Raw genomic sequence first — 25393 nt, 5'->3', positions numbered from 1 at the left:
AGCAACACATATCGGCCATATTCGCTGGTGAGATTGCCTGCGGGTCGCCGGGTCTAGGTGCGCTCAGCCGCTAGACTTTCCAGCGATGTTCACCTTTCGAACACCCGCCCGGCGATGACCGACCCGCCCGACAGCGATGTCGTCATCGGCCTGACCGGACGCCCGCCGCGGGCGATCCCGGAGCCTCAGCCGCGCACCGCACACGGCCCCGCCAAGGTCGTCGCGATGTGCAACCAGAAGGGCGGCGTCGGCAAGACCACGTCGACCATCAACCTGGGCGCCGCCCTCGCCGAGTACGGCAGGCGCGTGCTGCTCGTAGACATGGATCCGCAGGGCGCGCTGTCGGCGGGCCTCGGCGTGCCGCACTACGAGCTGGAGAAGACGATCCACAACGTCCTGGTGGAGCCGCGGGTGTCGATCGACGACGTGCTGCTGTCCACTCGCATCAAGTACCTCGATCTGGTGCCCAGCAATATCGACCTCTCCGCGGCCGAGATCCAGTTGGTCAACGAGGTGGGCCGCGAGCAGACGCTGGGCCGGGCGTTGCATCCGGTGCTGGATCGCTACGACTACGTGCTGATCGACTGCCAGCCGTCGCTGGGTCTGTTGACGGTCAACGGCCTCGCGTGTTCCGACGGCGTCGTGATCCCGACCGAGTGCGAGTTCTTCTCCCTGCGCGGCCTGGCGTTGCTGACCGATACCGTCGACAAGGTGCGCGACCGGCTCAACCCGAAGCTGGAGATCAGCGGCATCCTGCTGACCCGCTACGACCCGCGCACCGTCAACGCGCGCGAGGTGATGGCCCGGGTGGTGGAGCGGTTCGGTGATCTAGTCTTCGACACCGTGATCACGCGCACCGTCCGTTTCCCGGAGACCAGTGTCGCGGGCGAGCCCATCACCACCTGGGCGCCGAAGTCCGCGGGAGCCATGGCCTATCGCGCCCTGGCCCGCGAATTCATCGACCGATTTGGCGCGTGAACGCGACCGCAAACGGTGAGGCGCCACCCGAGGCCGGCAGCCCGACCGGTTTCCAAGTCCGCCTGACCAACTTCGAGGGCCCGTTCGACCTGCTGCTGCAGCTGATCTTCGCGCACCGCCTCGACGTCACCGAGGTCGCGCTGCACCAGGTCACCGACGACTTCATCGCCTACACGCGCGAGGTCGGTTCGCAGCTGGATCTCGAGGAGACCACCGCGTTCCTCGTGGTCGCGGCGACGTTGCTCGACCTCAAGGCGGCCCGGCTGCTGCCGGCCGGGCGGATAGACGACGAGGAGGACCTGGCGCTGCTGGAGGTGCGCGACCTACTGTTCGCGCGGCTGCTGCAGTACCGCGCGTTCAAGCACGTCGCGGAGATGTTCGCCGAGCTGGAGGCCACCGCGCTGCGCAGCTATCCGCGCTCGGTGGCGCTGGAGGACCGGTTCACCGAACTGCTGCCCGAGGTGATGATCGGTGTCGACGCCCAGCGCTTCGCCGAGATCGCCGCCGTGGCATTCAGCCCGCGGCCCGTCCCGACCGTGTCCATCACGCACCTGCACGAGCTGCAGGTCTCGGTTCCCGAGCAGGCGCAAAGGTTGTTGTCGATCCTGCAGGCGCGGGGCCATGGTCAGTGGGCCACCTTTTCCGAGCTGGTCGCCGACTGCGAGGCGCCGATGGAAGTCGTCGGGCGGTTCCTGGCGCTGCTCGAGCTGTACCGGTCGCGGGCGGTAGCATTCGACCAGTCAGAGCCGCTTGGCGTGCTCCAAATTTCGTGGACCGGGGATCGTCCGGCCAGCGAAGCCTTGTCAGAAGTACGGGACGAATAATGAGTGAAGAACTGCCTGACGTCGGCCTGCCCGACGTCGATCTCGACCCGGATATTCAAGGCATCCCGGAGATCGCCGAGGCAGCACCGCTGGACGACGACGAGCTGGGCTCCGTCCTCGAGGCGCTGTTGCTGGTGGTCGACACCCCCGTCAGCGAGGAAGCCCTGGGCGCGGCCACGCAGCAACCCGTCTACCGGATTGCCGCCAAGCTGCACGTGCTGGCCGACGAGCTCACCGGGCGCGACAGCGGCATCGACCTACGGCAGAACAGTGAGGGCTGGCGGTTGTACACCCGCGCCCGATTCGCGCCGTACGTGGAGAAGCTGCTGCTGGACGGCGCGCGCTCCAAGCTCACCCGCGCCGCGCTGGAGACGCTGGCCGTGGTCGCCTACCGCCAGCCGGTGACCCGCGCCCGGGTCAGCGCGGTGCGCGGCGTCAACGTCGATGCCGTCATGCGCACCCTGCTGGCGCGCGGTCTGATCACCGAGGCCGGCGTCGACGAGGACACCGGCGCGACCACGTTCGCCACCACCGAGCTGTTCCTGGAGCGGTTGGGGCTGGAGTCGCTGACCGACCTGCCCGACATCGCGCCGCTGCTTCCCGACGTCGACGCCATCGAGGATCTGAGCGAATCCCTGGACAGCGAACCACGTTTCATCAAGCTGGCGGGCGGTCAGTCGTCCGAGCAGGCGCTGTCGTTCGACGTGGACCAGGATTGATGCTCGACGATCAGGGAATCCGGCTGCAGAAAGTGTTGTCCCAGGCCGGAATTGCGTCGCGCCGGGCGGCCGAGAGGCTGATCGTCGAGGGCCGCGTCGAGGTGGACGGCCAGGTGGTGACCGAGCTGGGCACCCGGGTCGACCCCGCTGCTTCGGTGATCCACGTCGACGGGGCCAGGGTGGTTCTCGATGACTCGCTGGTGTACCTGGCGCTGAACAAGCCGCGCGGCATGCAATCGACGATGTCCGACGACCGCGGCCGGCCGTGCATCGGCGATCTGGTCGAGCACAAGGTTCGTGGCAACAAGAACCTGTTCCACGTCGGGCGCCTGGACGCCGACACCGAGGGCCTGATCCTGCTGACCAACGACGGCGAGCTGGCACACCGGCTGATGCATCCCTCCCATGAGGTGCCCAAGACGTATCTGGCGACGGTGACCGGAAAGGTCCCGCGCGGGCTGGGCAAGATCTTGAAGGCGGGAATCGAGTTGGAGGACGGGCCCGTTCGGGCCGACGACTTCGCGGTGGTCGATGCGATTCCGGGTAAGACGTTGGTGCGCCTGACGTTGCACGAGGGCCGCAACCGCATCGTGCGACGGATGCTTGCGGCGGCCGGGTTTCCGGTCGAGGAGCTGGTGCGCACCGACATCGGCGCGGTGTCGCTGGGCAGCCAGCGGCCGGGTAGCATCCGCCCGCTGCGCCGCGACGAAATCGGCCAGCTGTACAAAGCGGTGGGCCTGTGAGTGACGGGAGTGCAACGAACCATCCGGCACCGAGCGGCGATGCGGTGGTGGCCATCGACGGCCCGGCGGGGACCGGAAAGTCCTCGGTGTCAAAGGCATTGGCGAATATCCTGCGGGTGCGCTACCTGGACACCGGGGGGATGTACCGGATGGTGACGCTGGCGGTGCTGCGCGCCGGCGTCGACCCGGCCGACGCGGAGGCCGTCGCGCAGATCGCCGCGTCGGTGCAGATGACGGTCGAGTACCACCCCGAAGGTGACCGCTATTTGCTTGCTGGAGAAGATGTTTCGGCGGAGATCCGCGGCGACGACGTCACCCGCAACGTGTCGGCGGTGTCGTCGGTTCCGGCCGTGCGCGCCCGGCTCGTCGCCCTGCAGCAGCAGATGGCCAAGGGGGCCGGCGGCGTCGTGGTCGAGGGCCGCGACATCGGCACGGTGGTGCTGCCCGACGCGCCGGTGAAGATCTTCCTGACCGCGTCGGCCGAGACCCGCGCCCGGCGCCGCAACGACCAAAACGTGGCGGCGGGCCTGGCCGGCGACTACGAGGGCGTGCTGGCCGATGTCCGGCGTCGCGACCATCTGGATTCAACGCGGGCGGTCTCGCCGCTGCGCGCGGCCGCCGACGCCGTGGTGGTCGATACCAGTGAGATGACCGAGGCGCAGGTGATCGCTCACCTGCTGGAGCTGGTCAAGCAGCGAAGTGGGGCGGTGCGGTGACGCAGGACGGTACCTGGTCTGACGAAAGTGACTGGGAAGTCATCGATTCCGAGCTTTCCGACGATGAGGAGGCGGGCCCCGCGCCGGTCGTGGCGATCGTCGGCCGGCCCAACGTCGGCAAGTCGACGTTGGTCAACCGCATCCTGGGGCGGCGCGAAGCGGTGGTGCAGGACATTCCCGGCGTCACCCGCGACCGGGTGTCCTATGACGCGCTGTGGACCGGGCGCCGGTTCATGGTGCAGGACACCGGGGGATGGGAGCCCGACGCCAAGGGCCTGCAGCAGCTGGTGGCCGAGCAGGCATCGGTCGCGATGCGCACCGCCGACGCGGTGATCCTGGTCGTCGACGCGACCGTCGGCGCCACGTCGGCCGACGAGGCGGCCGCCCGCATCCTGCTGCGCTCGGGCAAGCCAATCTTCCTGGCCGCCAACAAGGTTGACAGCGAGAAGGTCGAATCGGACGCGGCTGCCCTATGGTCGCTGGGCCTCGGCGAGCCGCAGGCGATCAGCGCGATGCACGGGCGCGGCGTGGCCGACCTGCTGGACGCGGTGCTGGCCAAGCTGCCCGAGGTTTCCGAGGCGGCGCCGTCGCCCGGCGGTCCCCGGCGGGTGGCGCTGGTCGGCAAGCCCAACGTCGGCAAGAGCTCACTGCTGAATAAGCTTGCGGGAGACGAGCGTTCGGTGGTCCACGATGTCGCCGGAACCACAGTGGATCCGGTGGACTCGCTGATCGATCTGGGCGGCAAGCTGTGGCGGTTCGTCGATACGGCTGGGTTGCGCCGCAAGGTGGGCCAGGCCAGCGGTCACGAGTTCTACGCGTCGGTGCGCACGCATTCGGCCATCGACGCCGCCGAGGTGGTGGTCGTGCTGATCGACGCGTCGCAGCCGCTGACCGAACAGGACCAGCGGGTGCTGACCATGGTCATCGAGGCCGGCCGCGCCCTGGTGCTGGCATTCAACAAGTGGGACCTGGTCGACGAGGATCGCCGCGATCTGCTGGACCGCGAGATCGACCGCGAGCTGGCGCAGCTGCCGTGGGCGCAGCGCGTCAACATCTCCGCCAAGACGGGCCGTGCGGTGCAGAAGCTGGTGCCCGCGATGGAGACGGCGCTGGCGTCCTGGGATGCGCGGATCCCGACTGGCCCGCTGAACGCCTGGGTCAAGGAGATCATCGCGGCCACGCCGCCCCCGGTGCGCGGCGGCAAGCAACCGCGCATCCTGTTCGCCACCCAGGCGGCCTCCCGCCCGCCGACGTTTGTCCTCTTTACTACCGGCTTCCTGGAGGCGGGCTACCGCCGCTTCCTGGAGCGACGGCTGCGCGAGACGTTCGGCTTCGAGGGCAGCCCGATCCGCATCAATGTCCGCATGCGGGAGAAGCGGTCCCCCAAGCGCCGCTAAGGGCGCTCGCCCAGAGGTCGCCTTTCGCTCGAGTGTGCGTTGGCCGCGTCGAGTGTGCGTTCACGGCGCCCTGCCCGCACAATCCCCACCTTGAGCGCACACCCAGCGCCGTAGCGGCACGCCCAACGTTGACAATCGCCCCACGCCGACCTTAATCTCTCGTATAACGGGCTGATCTACCCGTATCGTGAGAATTGATGGAGGCTTCGTGAGCGCGTCGCTGTTCAGCGTGCGGGACAAGTCGATCCTGATCACCGGCGCGACCGGCTCGCTGGGCAGCACCGCGGCCCGCGCGTTGGCCGAGGCGGGGGCGCGGCTGACGCTGGCCGGCGGTAACGCCGCGGGCTTGTCGGCACTGGACATTGAGGACGCCGTCGCGGTCGCCCGCCGGCCCGACACCCCGGAGGACGCCCAGGCGATGGTCGACGCGGCCGTCTCCGCGTACGGGCGACTGGACGGGGTGCTCGTCGCGTCGGGCATGAACCACGTCCAGGCGATCACCGAGATGGCCGTCGACGACTTCGATGACGTGATGCGCGCCAACGTGCGGGGCGCGTGGCTGGTCTGCCAGGCCGCCGGGCGGGTACTGCTGCGGCAGGGCGGGGGAGGCAGCGTTGTGCTGGTGTCGTCGGTGCGGGGCAGCCTCGGCCATCCCGCCGGCTACAGCGCGTACTGCCCGTCGAAGGCCGCCACCGACCTGTTGGCCAAATCGCTTGCGGCCGAATGGGGTCCGCACGCGGTCCGGGTCAACGCGCTGGCCCCGACGGTGTTCCGCTCCGAGTTGACCGAGTGGATGTACGCCGACGATGAGAAGGGCCGCGAAACCCGCGAGGCGATGTTCGCCCGAATCCCGTTGCGCCGCTTCGCCGAGCCGCGTGACTTCGTCGGCGCGCTGATCTATCTGCTGAGTGACGCGTCGAGCTTTTACACCGGCCAAGTGATGTACCTGGACGGTGGCTACACCGCATGCTGACGCGAAAGGAATCAAAGTGAGTTTCACCTGGCCCCTGGGGGATGCCGAGTCAAAGCTGGAGTTCTACGACCTGTCGCACCCGTGGGGTCACGGCGTGCCGGCCTGGCCGTACTTCGAGGACGTCAAGATCGAACGCCTGCACAGCATGTCGCGCAGCCGGGTGCTCACCCAAAAGATCACTACCGTAATGCATTCCGGCACGCACATCGACGCGCCGGCGCACGTCGTCGAGGGCACGCCGTTCCTGGACGAGATCCCGCTGAGCGCGTTCTTCGGCACCGGAGTGGTGGTGTCGATCCCGAAGAAGAAGTGGGAGGTCGTCACCGCCGAGGATCTAGAGAGCGCCACGCCCGAGATTCGGCCCGGCGACATCGTCATCGTCAACACCGGCTGGCACCACACGTATGCCGATAGCGCCGAGTACTACGCCTACTCGCCGGGCTTCTACAAGGAGGCCGGCGAATGGTTCGCGGCCAAGGGTGTCAAGGCCGTCGGGACCGACACCCAGGCGCTCGATCACCCGCTCGCCACGTCGATCGCCCCGCATGGTCCCGCCGAGCACACCGGCGGCCTATTGCCGTGGGCGGTAAAGGAATACGAGGAACTGACCGGGCACAACGTGCTCGACGACTTCCCGGAATGGGAGCCGTGCCACCGGGCGATCCTGTCGAAGGGCATCTACGGTTTCGAGAACGTCGGGGGCGACCTGGACAAGGTCACCGGCAAGCGCGTCACGTTCGCCGCCTTCCCGTGGCGCTGGGTCGGCGGCGACGGCTGCATCGTGCGGCTGGTGGCGATCGTCGACCCCACCGGCAGCTACCGCCTGGAAACCGGGGCGGCGTGATGAGCGTCGTCTCCGACGACGCTCGCGGCGGTGGCATTCAGGTGATCGCCCGCGCCGCCGAGATGCTGCGGCTGCTACAGGCGCATCCCGACGGGCTCAATCAGGCCGAGATCGGCGAGCGGCTGGGCATGCCGCGCTCGACGGTGAGCCGGATCCTCAACGCGCTTGACGACGAGGGTCTGGTGGCCTCGCGCGCGGCGCGGGGCCGCTACCGACTGGGCCCCGAGATCGCCCGCATGTCGAGCACCGTGCGCCGCGGCGTCGTGATCGACGTTCACCCGTTCATGGAGGAGCTGTCGCGCGAGCTGGAGGAGACCGTCGACCTGTCGATCCTGGACGGGGACCGCGCGACGTTCGTCGACCAGGTCGTCTCGCCGCACCGACTGCGCGCGATCAGCGCGGTGGGCGAGTCGTTCCCGCTGCATTGCTGCGCCAACGGCAAGGCGCTGCTGGCCAGCCTGTCGGAGGCCGAGCGGGCACGGGCGGTGCCCAGCCGGCTCGCCCGGCTCACCGCGAACACGATCACGACGCCGGCCGCGTTGCGCAAGGAGCTCGAGCGGGTGCGCGCCGACGGCGTCGCGTACGACCGCGAGGAGCAGACCGAGGGCATTTGTGCGGTGGGGGCGGTCTTGAAAGGTGTGGCCGAGCAGTCGGTGGCGGTCAGCGTGCCGGTGCCCGCGCAGCGGTTCTATCGCCGCGAATCCGAACTCGCCGAGGCGCTGGTGGCATGGGTGCGCAGGGTGGACGCCTGGTTCGAGACGACGGCTGAGTAGGCGACTCGCAGGTCAGCCACGCAATGGCAAAGTGACGGCCGGGCTGCGGTAGGCTTTCGAGCTGCTGCCGGTGAGCTTTCCGGCACGCGGGCTGTGGCGCAGCTTGGTAGCGCACTTGACTGGGGGTCAAGTGGTCGCAGGTTCAAATCCTGTCAGCCCGACACTTGTACCCACGGAACGCGGGAATGCCTCGCCGCCAGGGGCGGGGAACACCGGACGATGTGCTGGCTTAGCTGGCCAGGAATGACCTTCCGAGAAACTCAGAAATCCGCATTTTCAACCGAGACCCATAGCGTCCGGGCAACAATCACGGCATGGGACCCCTACTCGCCGCCCTTGCGCTCGCAGCCTCAGCTCTCGCCCCGGCCCCGGCGGCGCCGCCGCTCTCGCCATCAAGTTGCTACCCGCTGAGCAACAAGGGCAACTGCTACGAACCCGGCCAATATTGTCGCAACAGCGACCATGGAGCATCCGGGGTGGCCGGTGACGGCGAGAACATAAAGTGCGGGAACAACGACGGCTGGCGCTGGGAGCCGGCCTGATCGGAATACGGACCTTCGCTGCGCCGTTATCCAATGCAGGATGGTTAGCCCTCTGCGGGCAGCCCGACCGATCCCGTCAGTCCTTATCGTCCGGCTCGGTGAGCTCGGGGGCGTTCTCGCGAGTCGCCATCCCACCTTCGCGACCGTGATCCGCGGGGCCCGGGGGATCGTCCTTGGCCTCGTCGTCGTCGGTGTCTGAACGCTTGGTCATCGGAAACCTCCTATGTCGACGGGGACTACCCGTCGCCTGGCCAGGCGAATCGGGAGGACACCCTCCGGCGTCATGTAAGCTTCCGACCCGTACCAGCGTCGCGCGCAATCCCCTTTACTGCGGGGCCTGCTGTGTATTTAAGCGAGAACTTGCATTCCTGCGCGTGCGGCAGACCAGGTGAGTCGTGAGCCGTCGACGAATTCGATAGCTGAGGGCCACCCCACTCAACGGTGTAGGGACCTAAATGCACGTCGCTCTTTTTACGGATCTCCATCCCGCGACCTTCGGCGGAGCGCAGATATCGGTAGTCACTCAGCGCCGCGCCCTCGAGCAACTCGGGCACAAGGTCACGGTGTTCACCCCGCCGCTGGCTAACTCGACCGACGCCGACCCGAGCCTGGTCGAGCTGAAGCCGGTGCCGGTGATCGCCCGGCTCGCCCGCCTGTTGGGCCGCTACGACGACTACGTCTTCATCTGGCCGTCCAAGGCGAACCGCGCGCTGATCGACAAGGCGTTTCTCGCGGGGGAGCCCATCGACATCGTGCACACGCAGGGCGACTTGGGTGTGGCGATCGCGGGCACGGAAGCCGCACGCCGGCACGGGATTCCGGTCGTCCAGACCAAGCACACCCGCTACGACGCGTACTTCGAGCAGGCCGCCACCGCGCCGCTGCTGCTCGCGAAAGTCGTGAGCAAAATGCAAAAGCCTTATCTCGCAGAAGAATTCTCATTCGTGCCAACGGAAGAAAGCACGATCGCGCGCCTTGCCTGGCGATTCATGGTGGCGCACGCCCAAGCCGTGGACCACACGATCGTCCCGACAAATCACTTCGCGCACACGTTGGCCGAGCGCGGCGTCAACCGCCCAATGTCTATCATTTCCAATGGTATTGACGACGAGGTTATCGATCGGGCCATCACCGCCGAAATTGTCAGGTCTCCTGATAATGAGCCGCTGCGATTGATCTGGTGTGGTCGGCTTTCCTCGGAGAAGCGAATCCTGGCGGCGATTGAGGCCGTTTCACGGGTCGAGAATTGCACTCTCGACATCTGCGGTGCGGGCGTTCTGGAGGCCTCTGTCAAAACGGCCATCGAATCCGGCGGCCTCGCAACAAGGATCCGAATGCGCGGCCGGCTCGACCACGAGGAATGCCTGAAGGCCATGCGGTCCAGCGACGCGCTGCTGTTCACCTCCTACGGCTTCGACACCCAGGGCCTGGTGTTGCTGGAGGCCGCCGCGATGTCGTTGCCCACGATCTATTGCGACCCGGCGCTGGGCGAAACGGTTCCCAAAGGCAGCGGAATTCTCACCGCCGATCCGTCGCCCGCCGCGCTTGCTGCGGCCATCGAAAAGGTCGCCAAGAATCGGGACGAACTGCGTCGCATGACCGGCATCGTCACCGCTCATCGCGATATTCCGCGCCAATCCCGGCAGACCGAAAAGATCATCGAGATCTACGGCAGCCTGGTCGACCGGGTGACCGTATAGGCCGGCTCAGCCGCCCATGCCCTGGGCGAGCTGCGAGACCCCGACGACGGTGAACATCACCATCAGGATTTGCCGACGGTAGGTGCGCACCCAGTCGTGCAACAGCCGAAGCAACGCTTGGGTGCGCGCGGGTGTGGCCAGAAAACCAATAAGGATGACTTCGACGGCGGCGTACATCACGACGATGAACGCGACGGCGGCGGTGAGCTGGGTCGCCATCGAGGCCCCCGAAGCCACGATGATCGCGACCATGAAGAGCACGCCGTCCACGGGCACCGACGCGAGGCCGATCACCCACGCGACCCACAGCGATCCGTTGTCCCATGCGTCGCGGGCACGCCGGGCCAGCCGCCGCATCGTGGATTCGTCTTCGGTCGGAGCGGCCCGCGCACGCCCGAGCAGACGCTGCATCGGGAGCGCGGAATCCAGCGTCGTGGTCGACGTGGCGGCGCCCGCCGGTTCGCGCTCTCGTTGCCGCGTCAGGAAGCGCACCGCTATCACGGCGGCGATCGTCAGCCCTATTGCACCGATGCCAATTTGAATGTGGGCAAGCGTGGAATGTGTTGTCTGCGTCGGCTTGTCGTGGCGGGCGAAGTCGAACATCGGTGTGAAGTGCAACACACTCACCGGCACCAGTAGCTCCGGGACGCACACCGTCAGTCCGCCCGCCCAGTAGGCGAGCAGATTCGGCCCCGGCCGCGGCCGGGAGATCATCAGGAGGGCAAGGCCGAGGCGCATGGGGTTGAGCCCCGCAAGCAGCGCCAACCCCAAAACCGACCCCCACACGCTTGCAACGTTACCCGCGCGGTCCGCGCGCAAACGGTGTTCGGATCGGGCCTCGACGGCCATCAATGGGACCGGCCGCCAGGGCATTTCGGACTCGAGACCGGTCGCTCCCAGACCGCAGCAATCAGCGGTAGCGTCAATTCTTCGTGTGTAGTGCGACGTGTGACCAGCCTGTGGATGTCTGCACGCCGAAATCCGCTAACGCCTATATCTTTTGGTATGGATAGCGAGACACGCGTGCAACGACGGGCCGGTTGCTGTGAATCCCTTGCGAACCAACGAAACAACGCGATTTTCAGGTTTCGCGCCCGCGCCAAGGGGGTACATCGCGATCTGGTGGATCGGGGGATCGACGTCAGCGTAGATGGTCGCATCGAAAACTGTTGTGCGCGTTAATTTGACCTTCATAGGTTTCTGAGCGGCAGCTGCCGCCTGAGAGTTCGCGCCTCTTGCCCCGAGTGCCGCCGGCCCGGTGCACAGACGTAGGGGGAAATCCGATGCAGACCAACCCGTTCGATGACGACCGCGGCGATTTCTATGTCTTGGTGAATAGTGAGGCACAACACAGTCTGTGGCCCGAATTCGCCGATGTGCCGGCCGGCTGGGATGTGATTTACGGAAAAGCCGACCGCGCAGCGTGTCTCGAGTACGTAGAACGCAATTGGCCTGATATACGTTCCAAGAGTCTGCGCGAGAAATCGGCCTAGCCGAGGTATCGAAGACGTAGGCCGTCCGGGTTCGGGGACCCGGTGAAGTTCGGGGGATTTCAATGGAGATAGACGACCGAGCGCTGCCGCTCACACGCGGACAGCTCGACATCTGGCTAGCGCAGCAAACAAGCCACTCCGGTCCGGAGTGGCATCTCGGCCAATTCGTGCGGATCGAAGGTCCCGTCGATGCGGATTTGCTCGAGCGGGCGATTAAGCAGACCGTGCAAGAGGCCGAAACGCTCCGGGCCGTGTTCTTCGAAGTCGACGGCCAGGTCTTCCAAAGGGCTCTCGACGACCCCGATGTCCCGCTGGATTTCTATGACGTAACGGGTGCCGACGACCCCGTGCGCGAAGCCCGCGAAATGGCAACGGCGCTGCAAAACGAGCCGATGCCGCTCGACAGCTTTTTGATGAAGTTCGCGTTATTTCAAACCCGCCACGATGAGTATTACTGGTTCGCCTGCACCCACCACATAATTCTCGATGGTTCCGGCTGTGCTTTGGTGGGCCGTCGCATCGCGGCCATTTACTCCGCGATGGTTTCCGGCTCGCCCAGTTCGCCGGCGTTCTTCGGCTCGCTGCGCGACCTCATTGGCATCGAGTTGGAATACGAAGCGTCCAACGAATATTCGGAGGACCGCGCCTATTGGGCCGAGAACATTCCCACGGGCAGCGGACCGGACAATTTGTTGCCGCAGACCGGTAATGAGCGGGATTCGTATTGGCCGTCCGAACCGTCGGAATTTGATCCGAAGGCCGTCGACCGGATCAAGGAGCTGGCCAAGCGGCTAGGCGTGCGGCGGCCCTCGATCATCGCCGCAGCGTGCGCGCTATTGGTGTGCGGGTACTGCGAGGACGGCTCCGACGAGATCGTCCTCGACTTCCCGGTGAGCCGCCGGGTGCGGCCCGAGTCCAAGATTCTGCCCGGCATGATCACCGGGGTCGTCCCACTGGTATTCAAGTCATCGCCGACGTCATCGGTCGCAGATTTCTGCCGGCAGGTCGATACCCGAATGCGAGAGGCCCTGCGGCATCAGCGATTTCCCGTGCGCACCCTCGAGGGTGACAATGGTGCTCGCGACCCGAGGCGTGCCGCGAATCGCGTCGTGGTCAATTTCATCCTCTCCCGGCTCACCATGGATTTCGGCGGTTCGCAGGCGACGGCGACGTTCACCACCTTCGGGCCCGTCGCCCACTTCGGGCTGTTCTTCCTGGGATTCGGCAATCAGCATTTCCTTAGCACGGTGGGCGCCGGGCAGCCATTCGCGAACTTCGATGTCGCCGATTTGGCGGGTCGGGTGGAGCGGCTCCTGGAGGCGATGTCGGCCGACTCCGATCGGTCGTTGTCGTCGATGGATGTGCTCGTCGACCCCGAGCGTTCCCGGCTGGACGAGATCGGTAACCGCGCGGCCCTGACCGCCCCCGCCGGCGCGCCCGCGTCAATCCCGGAGTTGTTTGCTGAGCACGTCGCCAGCAACCCCGAAGCGGTGGCCGTGACGTGTGCTGACCGCTCGATGACCTACCGGGAACTCGACGAGGCAGCTAACCGGTTGGCGCATCGGCTGGCCGACCGCGGAGCGGGCCCGGGTTCGTCGGTGGCGCTTATGTTTTCGCGGTCCGCCGAGGCGATCACGGCGATGATGGCCGTACTCAAGACCGGGGCGGCGTATCTGCCGATCGACCCGGCGCTGCCACCGGCTCGCCTCGAGTTCATGCTGACCGACGCCGCGCCGGTCGCCGCGGTCACCACCGCCGACCTCGCCGACCTGTTCGACGGGCACGGCGTGGCGGTCATCGACTTCCACGACCCCCGCATCGAAACCCAACCCGCGACGCCGCTGCAGGCGCCGCACCCCGACGACGTCGCCTACGTGATCTACACCTCGGGCACCACCGGTGTGCCCAAAGGCGTGGCCGTCAGTCACCGCAACGTGACGCGGCTGCTGCAGCCCCTCGATGCCGGCCTGCCGGCCGCCGGGGTCTGGTCGCAGTGCCATTCGTACTCGTTCGACGTGTCGGTGTGGGAGATCTTTGGCCCGCTGCTGCGCGGCGGGCGGCTGGTGATCGCCCCCGAGTCGGTGACCCGCTCGCCCGAAGAGCTGCATGCCTTGCTGGTCAGCGAGCAGGTCAGCGTGCTGACCCAGACGCCGTCGGCGGTGGCGATGCTTTCCCCCGAGGGCCTGGAGTCGGTGTCGCTGGTGATGGCCGGCGAGGCGTGCCCGGCCGAGGTCGTCGATCGCTGGGCGCCGGGCCGGGTGATGGTCAATGCCTACGGCCCGACCGAGACCACGATGTGCGTGGCGATCAGCGCGCCGCTTACCGCGGGATCGGGCGCACCGCCCATCGGTTCGCCGGTGCCCGGGGCGGCGCTGTTCGTGCTGGATAGCTGGCTGCGTCCGGTTCCGGCCGGCGTCGTCGGTGAGCTGTATGTGGCCGGCGACGGCGTGGCCGGCGGCTACCTGGGCCGCACGGCGTTGACGGCGTCGCGATTCGTGGCCTGCCCCTTCGGCGAGCCCGGAGCCCGCATGTACCGCACCGGGGACCTGGTGGTCTGGGGTGCCGACGGGCAGCTCACGTGCCTCGGTCGCGCCGACGACCAGGTGAAGATCCGCGGCTACCGCATCGAGGTCGGCGAGGTGCGCGCCGCGCTGGCCGCACTCGACGGCGTCGAGCAGGCGGCGGTGATCGCCCGCGAGGATCGCCCCGGCGACAAGCGCCTGGTCGGCTACGTCACCGGAACGGCGGACCCGGCCGAGGCGCGCGCCGCGCTGGCCGAACGGCTGCCCGCCTACCTGGTCCCGGCGGCGGTGGTCGCGCTCGACGCGATGCCGCTGACCTCCAACGGCAAGCTCGACACCCGCGCCCTGCCCGCGCCCGAATACAACGCCGGCGAGTACCGCGCCCCGACCAGCGCGGTCGAGGAGACCCTGGCCGGCATCTACGCCGAGGTCCTCGGCCTGGGGCGAGTCGGCGTCGACGAGTCGTTCTTCGAGCTCGGCGGCGACAGCATCCTGTCGATGCAGGTGGTGGCCCGTGCGCGCGCCGCCGGCCTGCTGTGTCGCCCGCGCGACGTATTCGTCGAGCAGACCGTCGCCGGGCTGGCCCGGGTGACCACCGTCGCCGACGGCGATGCCGGCGCGGTCGACGAGGGGATAGGACCCGTGGTGGCCACCCCGATCATGCGCTGGCTGCACAGCGTGGAAGGCCCGGTCGAGCAGTTCAACCAGACCGTGCTGGTGGAGGCGCCCGCCGGAGCCGGCGAGGACGACGTCGTCGTCGTGCTGCAAGCCCTGCTGGATCGCCACGCGATGCTGCGGCTGTGCGTCAATCCCGACGCCGGTGGCGAGTGGTCGTTGACCGCACCCGAACCGGGATCGGTCGATGCCCGCGACTGCCTGCACGCGGTGGACGCGCTGACCGACGAGGTGCTGGTGCAGGCCCGGTCGCGGCTGAATCCGGCCGACGGAAAGATGTTGTCCGCCTTGTGGATTGGCTCCACCGGACAGCTGGTGATGACCATCCACCACCTGGCCGTCGACGCGGTGTCGTGGTGGATTCTGCTCGAAGACCTCAACACGGCCTGGGCCCAACACATGGGCGGGCAGCCGGTGGTCCTGCCGGCGACCGGGACGTCGTTCACCAGCTGGGCGTCGTTGCTCGCCGAGCATGCGCGCACCGCGGCGGTGGCCGAGCACGCGCAGACCTGGCAGCAGGTGGCGCAGGCCCCGTTGGCGCTGCCTGCGGTCCGCCCGGAACTGGACACCTACGCCACGGCCGACAACCTGTCGGTGTCGCTGGACACGGACGTCACCGCGATGCTGTTGGGCGAGGTGCCCGCGGCGTTCCGCGCCGGCGTGCACGAAATCCTTTTGATCGCTTTCGGTTTGGCGTGCGCGGAATTCCTGGACAGCAGGGGCACACCGATCGGCATCGACGTCGAAGGCCACGGCCGGCACGAGGAGGTCTTCGCCGACGTCGACCTGTCGCACACCGTGGGGTGGTTCACCGCCAAGCACCCGGTATCGCTCGCGCTGGGCGGGCTGTCCTGGTCGCAGGTGGTGGCCGGCGAAACGGCGCTGGGCGCGTTGATCAAGGACGCCAAGGAACAGCTTCGCGCGCTGCCGGACCCGCTGAGCTACGGCCTGCTCCGTTACCTCAACGACGACGTCGACCTCGACAGCCCGGACCCGGCGATCGGGTTCAACTACCTGGGACGGCTGGGCGCGGCGGTCCAGGCATCCGGCGACATGTGGTGGATCGGCCCCGAGGGCATGTCCATGACGGACGCCGCCGCCGCGGTGCCCATGCCGCTGGCCCACACCCTGGAACTCAACGCCGTCACCGTCGATGCCGACACCGGCCCGGAACTGCACGCCAACTGGACGTGGGCGCCCTCGGCACTGGACGAGGCGGGCGTTAATCGGTTGAGCCAGTTGTGGTTTGACGCACTGGCCGGCATCTGCGCGCACGTGCGCCGCGGCGGGGGCGGGCTGACGCCGTCCGACATCGCACCCGCCCGCCTCACTCAGCGGCAGCTCGACGCGCTGCAGCAGCGCTACCCGATCGCCGATGTGCTGCCGTTGACCCCGCTGCAGCAGGGGCTGCTCTTCCACTCCGGCGCCGCCCGCGGCGAGGAGGACATGTACGCGGTGCAGCTGGACTTCACCGTGACCGGTCCGCTCGATCCGCACCGGATGCGCGACGCGGTGCAGACCGTCATCACCCGGCATCCGCATCTGGTCGCCCGGTTCTGCGACGAGTTCGACGAGCCGGTGCAGATCATTCCGGCCGATGCGGCGGCGGAGTGGTCCTACGTCGACCTCGGTGCCGGCGACCTCGATGCCGATGAGCGGATTGCGCGGCTCTGCGCCGACGAGCGCGCGGCGGTCTGCGATTTCGCCGACCAGCCCGCCTTCCGGGCGATGTTGATCCGCACCGCGGAGAACCAACACCAGCTCGTGTTGACCAACCACCACATCGTGCTCGACGGCTGGTCGCTGCCGATCCTGCTGCGCGAGATCTTCACCGCCTACTTCGGCGAGCGGCTGCCCGCCGCCGCGTCGTATCGCACCTTCATCACCTGGCTGGCCGAACGCGACCTGGACGTCGCCCGCGCCGCCTGGGGCGAGGTGCTGGACGGCTTCGAGACCCCCACCCTGGTCGCGCCGGAGGACGGGCTGGGCCTGGGCCGGCGCGGGTTCCATTCGGTGCGGGTGCCCGAACAGACCACCCGAGCGCTGAGCGAGGTGGCGCGCGTCTGCCACACCACCGTCAGCACCGTGCTGCAGGGCGCCTATGCCCTGCTGCTGATCTCGCTGACCGGGCAGCATGACGTCGTGTTCGGCACCGCGCGGTCGCGCGCGGGCGACCTCGACGTCGACGCGGAATCGATGGTCGGGCTGCTGATCAACACCGTGCCGGTGCGGGCGCGGATCACGACCGAGACCACCACCGCGGACCTGCTGCGCCAGCTGCAGAACGACCACAACGACACCATCGAGCACCAGCACCTGGCGCTCAGCGAGATCCACCGAATCACCGGGCACGAAAGGCTTTTCGATACCGCCTTCGTCTACGAGAACTATCCGGTCGACGCCGACGCGATGGCCGTTCACGAGCTGGCGATCACCGGCGTCGTGAACCGCGAATACAACCACTATCCGCTGACGGTGGAGGCCCTGCCGGGCCGCGAGCTCGACCTGCGCGTCGAGTACGACACCGACGTGTTCGACGAAGCCGAGATCGCGAAATTGGTCGAGCGGTTGCGCCGGGTGCTGGTCGCCATGACCGCCGACCCGAAGCGGCGGCTGTCGACCGTGGATCTGCTGGATGCCGGCGAGCGGGATCTGGTGCTGTCCAAGTGGTCTGGTGCCGGTGTCGCGGGGCCGGTGGGCTACGCGCCGCAGTTGTTCGAGCCGACGGTGGAGGCCGTCCCGGATGCGGTGGCGCTGGTCGACGGCGACCGGGAGTGGACGTATCGCGAGCTCGACGAGTGGTCGACGCGACTGGCGCGGGTCCTGATCGCCGCCGGCGTGGGTCCGGAGCGTGCGGTCGCCGTGGCGATGGAGCGCTGCGCGGAGCTGGTCGTCGCGTGGTGGGCGATCACCAAGACCGGCGGGACCTACGTGCCGGTGGATCCGTCCCAGCCCGTCGAGCGCATCTCCAGCGTGCTGGACGCGGTCGACGCCGTATGTGTATTGACTTGCGGCGCCGATACTTTGGAAGCCGCGGGCGAGCGCCCGTTGCTGCGCATCGACGGCCTGGACGTCTCCGATCGGTCCGCGGAACCGATCACCAACGCCGATCGCATCGCCGAACTCGACGGGCACGACACGGCGTATGTGATCTTCACGTCGGGGTCCACCGGTGCGCCCAAAGGTGTCGCGGTGAGCCACTCCGGCATGCTCGGGATGGCGATCGCGCAACGTGAGATGTTCGGAGTCGTTGCCGACGCACGGGTTTTGATGGTCGCCGCGCCGACGTTTGACGCGTCGCTGTTCGAGGTGATCCTGGCCGCGGTGTGTAAGGCGGCGCTGGTGGTCGCACCACCGAACGTGTACGCCGCGGAGCCGCTGACCGCGTTGGCCGAGAAGCAGCGGGTCACCGTCGCGGTGCTGACCCCGACGGTGCTGTCGTCGCTGGATCACGAGCGGCTCGGCTGCCTGGAGACGGTGATCACCGTGGGGGAGGCCCTCCCACAGGAGCTGGTGGCGGCGTGGGCGCCGGGCCGGCGGTTCCTCAACGCCTACGGACCCACCGAAACCACCATCTGGGTGACCGGCACCAAGCCCCTGTCGCCCGGGCAGCCGATCCCCATCGGCACCCCGATCCACGGCGTCTGCGCCCTGGTACTGGACGCCTGGATGAAGCCGGTCCCGGTCGGGGTGGTGGGCGAGCTGTATCTGGCCGGCCACGCGCTGGCGCACGGCTACGTCGGCCGCGTCGCACTGACCGCGGAACGGTTCGTGGCCAACCCCTTTGGCGGCGGCGGGGCGCGCATGTACCGCACCGGCGACCTCGTCCGCTGGACGCGCGACGGTGCCCTCGAGTATCTGGGCCGCGCCGACAACCAGATCAAACTGCGCGGGCAGCGCATCGAACTGGGCGAGATCGAAAACACCCTGCTGGCTTGCCCTCAGGTCGTCCAGGCCGCGGCCGCGGTGCACCACGCCGCCACCGGCGGCGCGCACCTGATCGCCTACGTCACGCTGAACCACGACGAAACCCCCGACCACGACGCCGAAATCGTCGAAGAGTGGCAGAACATCTACGACGACCTCTACGGCGGCGACAACGCGCCGGAGTTCGGCATGGACTTCCGTGGGTGGAACAGCAGCTACACCAGCAAGCCAATCCCGCTCGACGAGATGGCGGAATGGCGCGCGGCCACGGTAGACCGGATCATGTCCCTGCGGCCCGGCCGGGTGCTGGAAATCGGCGCGGGCTCCGGGTTGTTGCTGTCGCAGGTCGCCCCGCGCTCCGAACACTATGTCGCCACCGACATGTCGCCGGTGGCAATCGAGAACCTGCGCACTGCGCTGGAGCGGCTGCAACTGCCGTGGCGCGATCGCGTCGAACTCTTCGCGCAGCCCGCGCACGTCACCGAAGGGCTGCGGCGCGGCTACTTCGACACCATCGTTGTGAACTCCGTCGTCCAGTACTTCCCGAATGCGGGATACCTGGCCGACCTGATCGACACCGCCATGGAACTGCTGGCCCCCGGCGGCTCGCTGTTCCTCGGCGACATCCGTAACCACAGCATGCAGGGCCCGTTCCAAACCGGAATCGCCCTGGCGCGCACCCCCGACGCCGACGGCGCCGAGATCCGGCAACGGGTTCATCACGCGACGTTGAGCGAACCCGAATTGCTCTTGGCCCCAGAGTTTTTCACCACCTGGGTAGCCGGCAACCCGGCGGCCGCCGGGGTCGACATTCAGGTCAAGCGCGGATCGGGTGACAACGAGCTCACCCGGTACCGCTACGACGTCGTCATCCACAAGTCCGAGGCGCCGGTGCGCTCGCTGGCCGACGCGCCGAGCTGGGCGTGGGCGCAATGCACCAGCCTGCGCGGGCTGCACGCCCGCCTCGACTCGCAGCGTCCGGACGTCGTCCGCGTCACCGACATCCCGCGCGCCTCGGTGGCCGGCGACGTCCGCATCGAACAAGCCTTGGCCGCAGGGGTTTCCGTGCCCGACGCGCTGGTTCAGGCCCGCGCTGTCGAGGCGGACACCGTCGTCGCCGAAGAGTTGCACCGGCTCGGTGAGACCACCGGATACCGCGTCGCCGTCACCTGGGGCACCCAGCCCGGCACGGTCGATGCCGTCTTCATCGCCCCCGAGGGCGAGCACGCCGCGCCGGTGACCGATGTCTACCGTCCGTCGCAGCAGCGCGCCTATGCCAATGACCCCCGCACCAACACCAAGATCAGCGCGGTGCGCGACCGCCTGAGCGCGTGGCTGCCCGAATACATGGTGCCGTCGCACATCACGGTGCTCGACGAATTCCCGATGACCTCGTCGGGCAAGCTCGACCGCAGGGCCCTGCCCGCACCCGAATTCCACGACGCCGACCGTTACCGCGCTCCCGCGGGTGCGGTCGAGGAGATCCTGGCCGGCATCTACGCGCAGGTGCTGGGTCTGGAGCGGGTCGGGATCGACGACTCGTTCTTCGACCTCGGTGGCGACTCGCTGCTGGCGATGCGCCTGATGTCCGCGATCAACAGCGCCCTGGACACCGACCTGTCGGTTCGCACCGTCTTCGAGGCGCCGACGGTCGCGCAGTTGGCGCCCCGCATCGGCGGCGACGCGACCCGACTCGAGCCGCTGGTGGCCGGTGAACGCCCCGCGGTGCTGCCGTTGTCGTTCGCGCAGAACCGGTTGTGGTTCATCGATCAGCTGCAGGGCCCCTCGCCGATCTACAACATCGCGGTGTCGCTGCGCCTGCGCGGCCGGCTGGACCGCGACGCGCTGGCGCTGGCACTGGCCGATGTGGTGGGCCGTCACGAAAGCCTGCGCACGGTGTTCGTCTCGTCCGAGGGCGTGCCGCAGCAGGTCGTCATCCCGGCCGAGCAGGCCGAGTTCTCCTACCGCGTCGTCGACGCCGCCCGGTGGCCGGATAGCCGGCTGGCCGCAGCCGTCGAGGCCGAGGCGGGCTACGCGTTCGACCTGCGCACCGAAAGCCCGCTCCACGCGGCGCTTTTCACGGTCGCCGACGACGAGCATGTGCTGGTGGCCGTCGTGCACCACATCGCCGCGGACGGGTCGTCGCTGACCCCGTTCGCGCGCGACCTTGGCCTGGCCTACGCCAGCCGCAGCGCGGGCGAAGAGCCCGCGTGGGCCGAATTGCCCGTGCAATACTCCGATTTCGCGCTGTGGCAGCGGACCCAACTGGGCGACGCCAACGACAGCGAGAGCCCGATCGGCACCCAGCTGGCCTACTGGGAGAAGACGCTGGCGGGCATGCCCGAGCGCCTGCAGCTTCCCGCCGACCGGCCGTACCCGCAGGTTGCCGACCACCACGGCGGCCGGGTCGCGACGGAATGGCCCGCGGAGTTGCAGCAGCAGATCGCGCGGGTGGCCCGCGCGCACAACGCGACCAGCTTCATGGTGGTTCAGGCGGCATTCGCCACGCTGCTCTCCAAGATCGGCGCGACTTCCGATGTGGCAGTGGGCTTCCCGATCGCCGGGCGCCGCGAGGCAGTGCTCGATGACCTGGTCGGCTTTTTCGTCAACACGCTGGTGCTGCGCGTCGACCTGGCCGGGGACCCGACGTTCGTCGACCTGCTGGCCCAGGTGCGCCGGCGCAGCCTGGCCGCATTCGAGCACCAGGACGTGCCCTTCGAGTTGCTGGTGGAGCGGCTCAACCCGACGCGATCCATGGCGCATCACCCGCTGATCCAGGTGCTGCTGGGCTGGGAGAACTTCGCCGCGCGCGACGACAACCCCGCCGCCGGATTGACGCTGGGCGATCTGCACGTCACAGCCTCGCCGGTCGACACGCACACCGCCCGCATGGATCTCACGTTCTCGCTCGCCGAGCGCTGGGCCGAGGACGGACAGCACGCGGGCATCGGCGTGATGGCCGAATACCGCACCGACGTTTTCGACGCCGGCAGCATCGAGGGTCTGATCGAGCGGCTGCAGCGGGTGCTGATGGCTCTCACCGCCGAACCCGAGCGGCGGTTGTCGTCGGTGGATCTGCTGCATCCCGCCGAGCACGCGCGGCTGCAGCGCTGGGGCAACGAAGCGGTGTTGACCCGGCCGGCCACTGGCGCGTCGGTGCCGGTGCTGTTCGCCGCGCAGGCCGCCCGCACCCCCGAGGCGGTCGCGCTGGTCGGCGAGGACCGGTCGCTGACGTACCGCGAACTCGACGAGGCAGCCAACCGGTTGGCGCACCTGCTGTCCGGCCACGGCGCCCGTGCGGGTTCTTCGGTGGCCGTGATGTTTTCGCGTTCGCCCGAGGCGATCGTCGCGATCCTTGCGGTGATGAAGGCCGGGGCGGCCTACCTGCCCATCGACCCGGCGCTGCCGGCGGCCCGCATCGAGTTCATGCTCGGCGACGCGGCCCCGATCGCCGCGCTTACCACCGCCGAGTTCGCCGGGCGGTTCGACGGGTTCGGCGTGCCGGTCATCGATGCGGCCGATCCCGCGGTGGACGGCCAGCCGGCGACGGCGCCCGCGGGCCCAGCGCCCGACGACCTTGCCCACATCATCTACACGTCGGGCACCACCGGTATCCCCAAAGGTGTTGCGGTAACGCAGAACAACGTCGTGCAGCTGTTCGATGCGCTGCAGATCGGCATCGAGCTGACGCCCGAGCAGGTGTGGACGCAGTTCCATTCGTATTCGTTCGATTTCTCGGTGTGGGAAATCTGGGGTGCGCTGCTGCACGGCGGGCGGCTGGTCCTGGTTTCCGACACCGTGTCGCGCTCGCCGCAAGAGTTCCACGCGCTGCTGCTCCGTGAGCAGGTCACCGTGCTCACCCAAACGCCTTCCGCGGTCGGCATGCTCCCGACGGAGGGACTGGACTCCGCGGCGCTGGTGATCGGTGCGGAGCCCTGCCCGCCGGAGCTGGTGGACCGCTGGGCCCCGGGCCGCGTGATGGTCAATGTCTACGGCCCGACCGAAACCACGATGTGGGCCTGCAAGAGCAAGCCGCTGACGGCGGGGTCCGGGTTCCCGCCGATCGGTTCCCCGGTGACGCGGGCGGCCTTCTTCGTGCTCGACGCGTCGATGCGGCCCGTGCCCGCGGGTGTGGTGGGCGAGCTGTATCTCGCCGGCGACGGTGTCGGCGTTGGGTATTGGCGCCGGGCCGACCTGACCGCGTCGCGCTTCGTGGCGTGCCCGTTCGGTGCGCCCGGCGACCGGATGTATCGCACCGGGGACCTGGTGTCCTGGGGCCCCGACGGCCAGCTGCGCTACTTCGGGCGCGCCGACGAGCAGGTCAAGATCCGCGGTTACCGAATCGAACTCGGTGAGATCCAGGCCGCCCTGGCCGAGCTGGCCGGGGTCGAGCAGGCGGTCGTCATCGCCCGGGAGGATCGCCCCGGCGACAAGCGCCTGGTGGGTTACGTCACTGGCACGGCCGACCCGGTCCAAGCGCGCGCCGCACTGGCCGAACGGCTGCCGGCGTACATGGTACCCGCCGCGGTCGTGGCGATGGATGCCCTGCCGATGACGGTGAACGGCAAGCTCGACACCCGCGCCCTGCCGGCGCCGGAGTTCCAGGACGCCGACCACTACCGCGCCCCCGTGACGGCGGTCGAGCAGACCCTTGCCGCTGTCTACGCGCAGGTGCTCGGCCTCGAGCGCGTCGGCGTCGACGACTCGTTCTTCGACCTGGGCGGCGACTCGCTGTCGACCATGCGGCTGATCGCGGCGATCAACGCCGCACTGGACGTCGAACTTCCGGTGCGCGCCGTGTTCGAGGCGCCGACGGTCGCGCAGTTGGCGCAGCGCGTCGGAGAAGGCACCGCCCGGCTGGAGCCGTTGGTCGCCGGTGAGCGGCCGGCGGTTGTCCCGCTGTCGTTCGCCCAGAACCGGTTGTGGTTCATCGACCAGTTGCAGGGGCCGTCACCGGTTTACAACATGGCCGCCGCGCTGCGACTGCGCGGGCAGCTGGACGCCGAGGCGCTCGGCGCGGCGCTGTCCGACGTCCTGGCCCGCCACGAGAGCCTGCGCACGCTGTTCCCCAGCCACGAGGGAACACCCCAGCAGGTCGTGGTGCCCGCCGCTGGAGCCGACTTCGGGTGGAACGTCGTCGATGCCCTCGGCTGGTCGGCCGACCGGCTGGATGAGGCCATCTTCGCGGCGACCCAGCACGCATTCGACCTGGCAGCCGAGATCCCGATGCGGGCAACGCTTTTCCGGACCGATGCCGAAGAGCACGTGCTGGTCCTCATCGTCCACCACATCGCCGCCGACGGGTTGTCGTTGACCCCGTTCGCCCTCGACCTGGCGGTGGCCTACAACAGCCGGCGCGCTGGGGGCGCCCCCGGCTGGGCCGAATTGCCGGTCCAGTACGCCGATTACACGCTGTGGCAGCGTGCGCAGTTCGGCGAGCTCCACGACAGCGACAGCCGCATCGCCTCGCAGCTGGCCTACTGGGAGGACGCCCTGGCCGGCGTGCCCGAGCGGCTGCAATTGCCCACCGATCGGCCTTACCCGCGGGCCGCCGATCTTCGTGGTTCCAGTGTCGAGGTGGAGTGGCCGTCGGAGCTGCAACAGCAGATCGCGGCGATCGCCCGCGAGCACAACGCGACCAGCTTCATGGTGATGCAGGCCGCCCTGGCGGTGCTGCTGTCGAAGCTCAGCGCGAGTTCCGATGTGGCGGTGGGCTTCCCGATCGCCGGGCGGCGCGATCCCGCGCTCGACGGCCTGGTCGGGTTCTTCGTCAACACCCTGGTGCTGCGCGTCGACGTGGCGGGTGATCCGAGCTTCACCGAATTGCTGGGCCGCGTGCAGGCCCGCAGCCTGGAGGCCTTCGAGCACCAGGATGTGCCGTTCGAGCTGTTGGTCGAGCGGCTCAACCCGAGCCGCTCGCTGACGCATCATCCGCTGGTGCAGGTGATGTTGGCCTGGCAGAACTTCGCCGGGCACGACGACCCGGCCGCCGGCCTGGCGCTGGACGGCCTGGAGGTTTCGTCGGTGCCGGTCGAAAGTGAGTCGGCCCGAATGGATTTGGTGTTCTCGTTGGCCGAGCGCTGGAGCGACTCCGGTGAGGCCGCAGGCATCGGCGGGCGGGTGGAATTCCGCACCGACGTGTTCGATGCCGAAAGCATCGAGACGATGATCGCGCGGCTGCACCGGGTGCTGACGGCGCTGATCGACGACCCCACCCAGTCGGTGTCGTCGGTGGATCTGCTGGACGAGGCCGAACACGCCCGCCTCGACGAGCTCGGAAACCGGGCGGTGTTGGCCGCGTCGGCGAGCCAATTCGCGTCGGTTCCGGCATTGTTCGCCGAGCAGGTCGCGCGCGCCCCGGAGGCGGTGGCCGTCACGTGCGAGGGCCTGTCGGTGACCTACCGCGAGCTGGACGAGGTCTCCAACCGGTTGGCGCATCTGTTGGCCCAGCGCGGTGCGAGGCCGGGAACGTCTGTCGCCCTGATGTTTTCGCGGTCTGCGGAGGCCGTCGCGGCGATCCTTGCGGTGCTCAAGACCGGGGCCGCGTATCTGCCGATGGACCCGTCG

14 protein-coding genes and 1 tRNA gene (1 of these 15 only partly in view) are annotated in these 25393 nt (G+C 68.3%); 13 read left to right on the top strand and 2 right to left on the bottom strand.

Features of this window, described 5'->3' with window-relative positions; all coding sequences use genetic code 11:
* Positions 1-114 precede the first annotated feature (114 nt).
* The 10 genes from MRAB57_RS23760 (at position 115) to MRAB57_RS23715 (ending at position 8128) form a co-directional block, all read left to right on the top strand.
* Positions 115-978, top strand: a complete 864-nt coding sequence (locus MRAB57_RS23760; protein ID WP_077089512.1) for a ParA family protein — start codon at positions 115-117, stop codon at positions 976-978.
* Entirely contained in the window at positions 975-1802 is an 828-nt protein-coding gene (locus MRAB57_RS23755) for a segregation/condensation protein A (RefSeq protein ID WP_077089511.1), read from the top strand. Before MRAB57_RS23760 ends, MRAB57_RS23755 begins: the two co-directional genes overlap by 4 nt.
* Positions 1802-2521, top strand: a complete 720-nt coding sequence (gene scpB / locus MRAB57_RS23750; RefSeq protein ID WP_077089510.1) for an SMC-Scp complex subunit ScpB — start codon at positions 1802-1804, stop codon at positions 2519-2521. Before MRAB57_RS23755 ends, scpB begins: the two co-directional genes overlap by 1 nt.
* Entirely contained in the window at positions 2521-3264 is a 744-nt protein-coding gene (locus MRAB57_RS23745; RefSeq protein ID WP_077089509.1) for a pseudouridine synthase, read from the top strand. Before scpB ends, MRAB57_RS23745 begins: the two co-directional genes overlap by 1 nt.
* Positions 3261-3980 (top strand): (d)CMP kinase, encoded by a 720-nt coding sequence (gene cmk / locus MRAB57_RS23740; protein ID WP_245835996.1) that lies wholly within the window; start codon positions 3261-3263, stop codon positions 3978-3980. Before MRAB57_RS23745 ends, cmk begins: the two co-directional genes overlap by 4 nt.
* A complete protein-coding gene (gene der / locus MRAB57_RS23735) occupies positions 3977-5377 on the top strand; it encodes a ribosome biogenesis GTPase Der (RefSeq protein WP_077089508.1) in 1401 nt (466 codons plus the stop codon). The genes cmk and der overlap by 4 nt, the downstream gene beginning before the upstream one ends.
* Positions 5378-5585: 208 nt before the next feature.
* Positions 5586-6350: an SDR family NAD(P)-dependent oxidoreductase gene (locus MRAB57_RS23730; RefSeq protein WP_245835995.1), complete on the top strand. Its 765-nt coding sequence runs from the start codon at positions 5586-5588 to the stop codon at positions 6348-6350.
* A gap of 16 nt (positions 6351-6366) precedes the next feature.
* The gene (locus MRAB57_RS23725) at positions 6367-7194 is read left to right on the top strand and encodes a cyclase family protein (protein WP_077089507.1); all 828 of its coding nucleotides are present in this window, start codon (positions 6367-6369) and stop codon (positions 7192-7194) included.
* On the top strand, positions 7194-7967 hold the full coding sequence (locus MRAB57_RS23720; RefSeq protein ID WP_077089506.1) for an IclR family transcriptional regulator: 774 nt from the start codon (positions 7194-7196) through the stop codon (positions 7965-7967). Before MRAB57_RS23725 ends, MRAB57_RS23720 begins: the two co-directional genes overlap by 1 nt.
* 87 nt (positions 7968-8054) lie before the next feature.
* A tRNA-Pro gene (locus MRAB57_RS23715) sits at positions 8055-8128 on the top strand.
* Positions 8129-8585: 457 nt separating this feature from the next.
* Here MRAB57_RS23715 and MRAB57_RS29455 read toward each other — a convergent pair.
* Entirely contained in the window at positions 8586-8720 is a 135-nt protein-coding gene (locus MRAB57_RS29455; protein ID WP_281254390.1) for a hypothetical protein, read from the bottom strand.
* 244 nt (positions 8721-8964) lie between these two features.
* Here MRAB57_RS29455 and MRAB57_RS23710 point away from each other — a divergent pair, with 244 nt between their 5' ends.
* Positions 8965-10209 (top strand): glycosyltransferase, encoded by a 1245-nt coding sequence (locus MRAB57_RS23710; RefSeq protein ID WP_077089504.1) that lies wholly within the window; start codon positions 8965-8967, stop codon positions 10207-10209.
* 6 nt (positions 10210-10215) lie between these two features.
* Here the strand turns inward: MRAB57_RS23710 and MRAB57_RS23705 are convergent, their stop codons facing one another.
* Positions 10216-10995, bottom strand: coding sequence for a GAP family protein (locus MRAB57_RS23705; protein ID WP_077090810.1), 780 nt, complete (start codon positions 10993-10995; stop codon positions 10216-10218).
* A 497-nt stretch (positions 10996-11492) separates the two neighbouring features.
* Here MRAB57_RS23705 and MRAB57_RS23700 point away from each other — a divergent pair, with 497 nt between their 5' ends.
* Positions 11493-11702 (top strand): MbtH family protein, encoded by a 210-nt coding sequence (locus MRAB57_RS23700; RefSeq protein ID WP_077089503.1) that lies wholly within the window; start codon positions 11493-11495, stop codon positions 11700-11702.
* Positions 11703-11764: 62 nt separating this feature from the next.
* Positions 11765-25393, top strand: partial view of a non-ribosomal peptide synthetase gene (locus MRAB57_RS23695; protein WP_077089502.1) — the 5' portion only. The gene runs 17562 nt beyond the window's last position; only the first 13629 of its 31191 coding nucleotides appear in the window; it begins with the start codon at positions 11765-11767; its stop codon lies off the right edge, out of view.

This window comes from Mycobacterium rhizamassiliense (assembly GCF_900157375.1).
Classification (GTDB): Bacteria; Actinomycetota; Actinomycetes; order Mycobacteriales; family Mycobacteriaceae; genus Mycobacterium; species Mycobacterium rhizamassiliense.
This window is presented reverse-complemented; position numbering and strand designations above follow the sequence as displayed.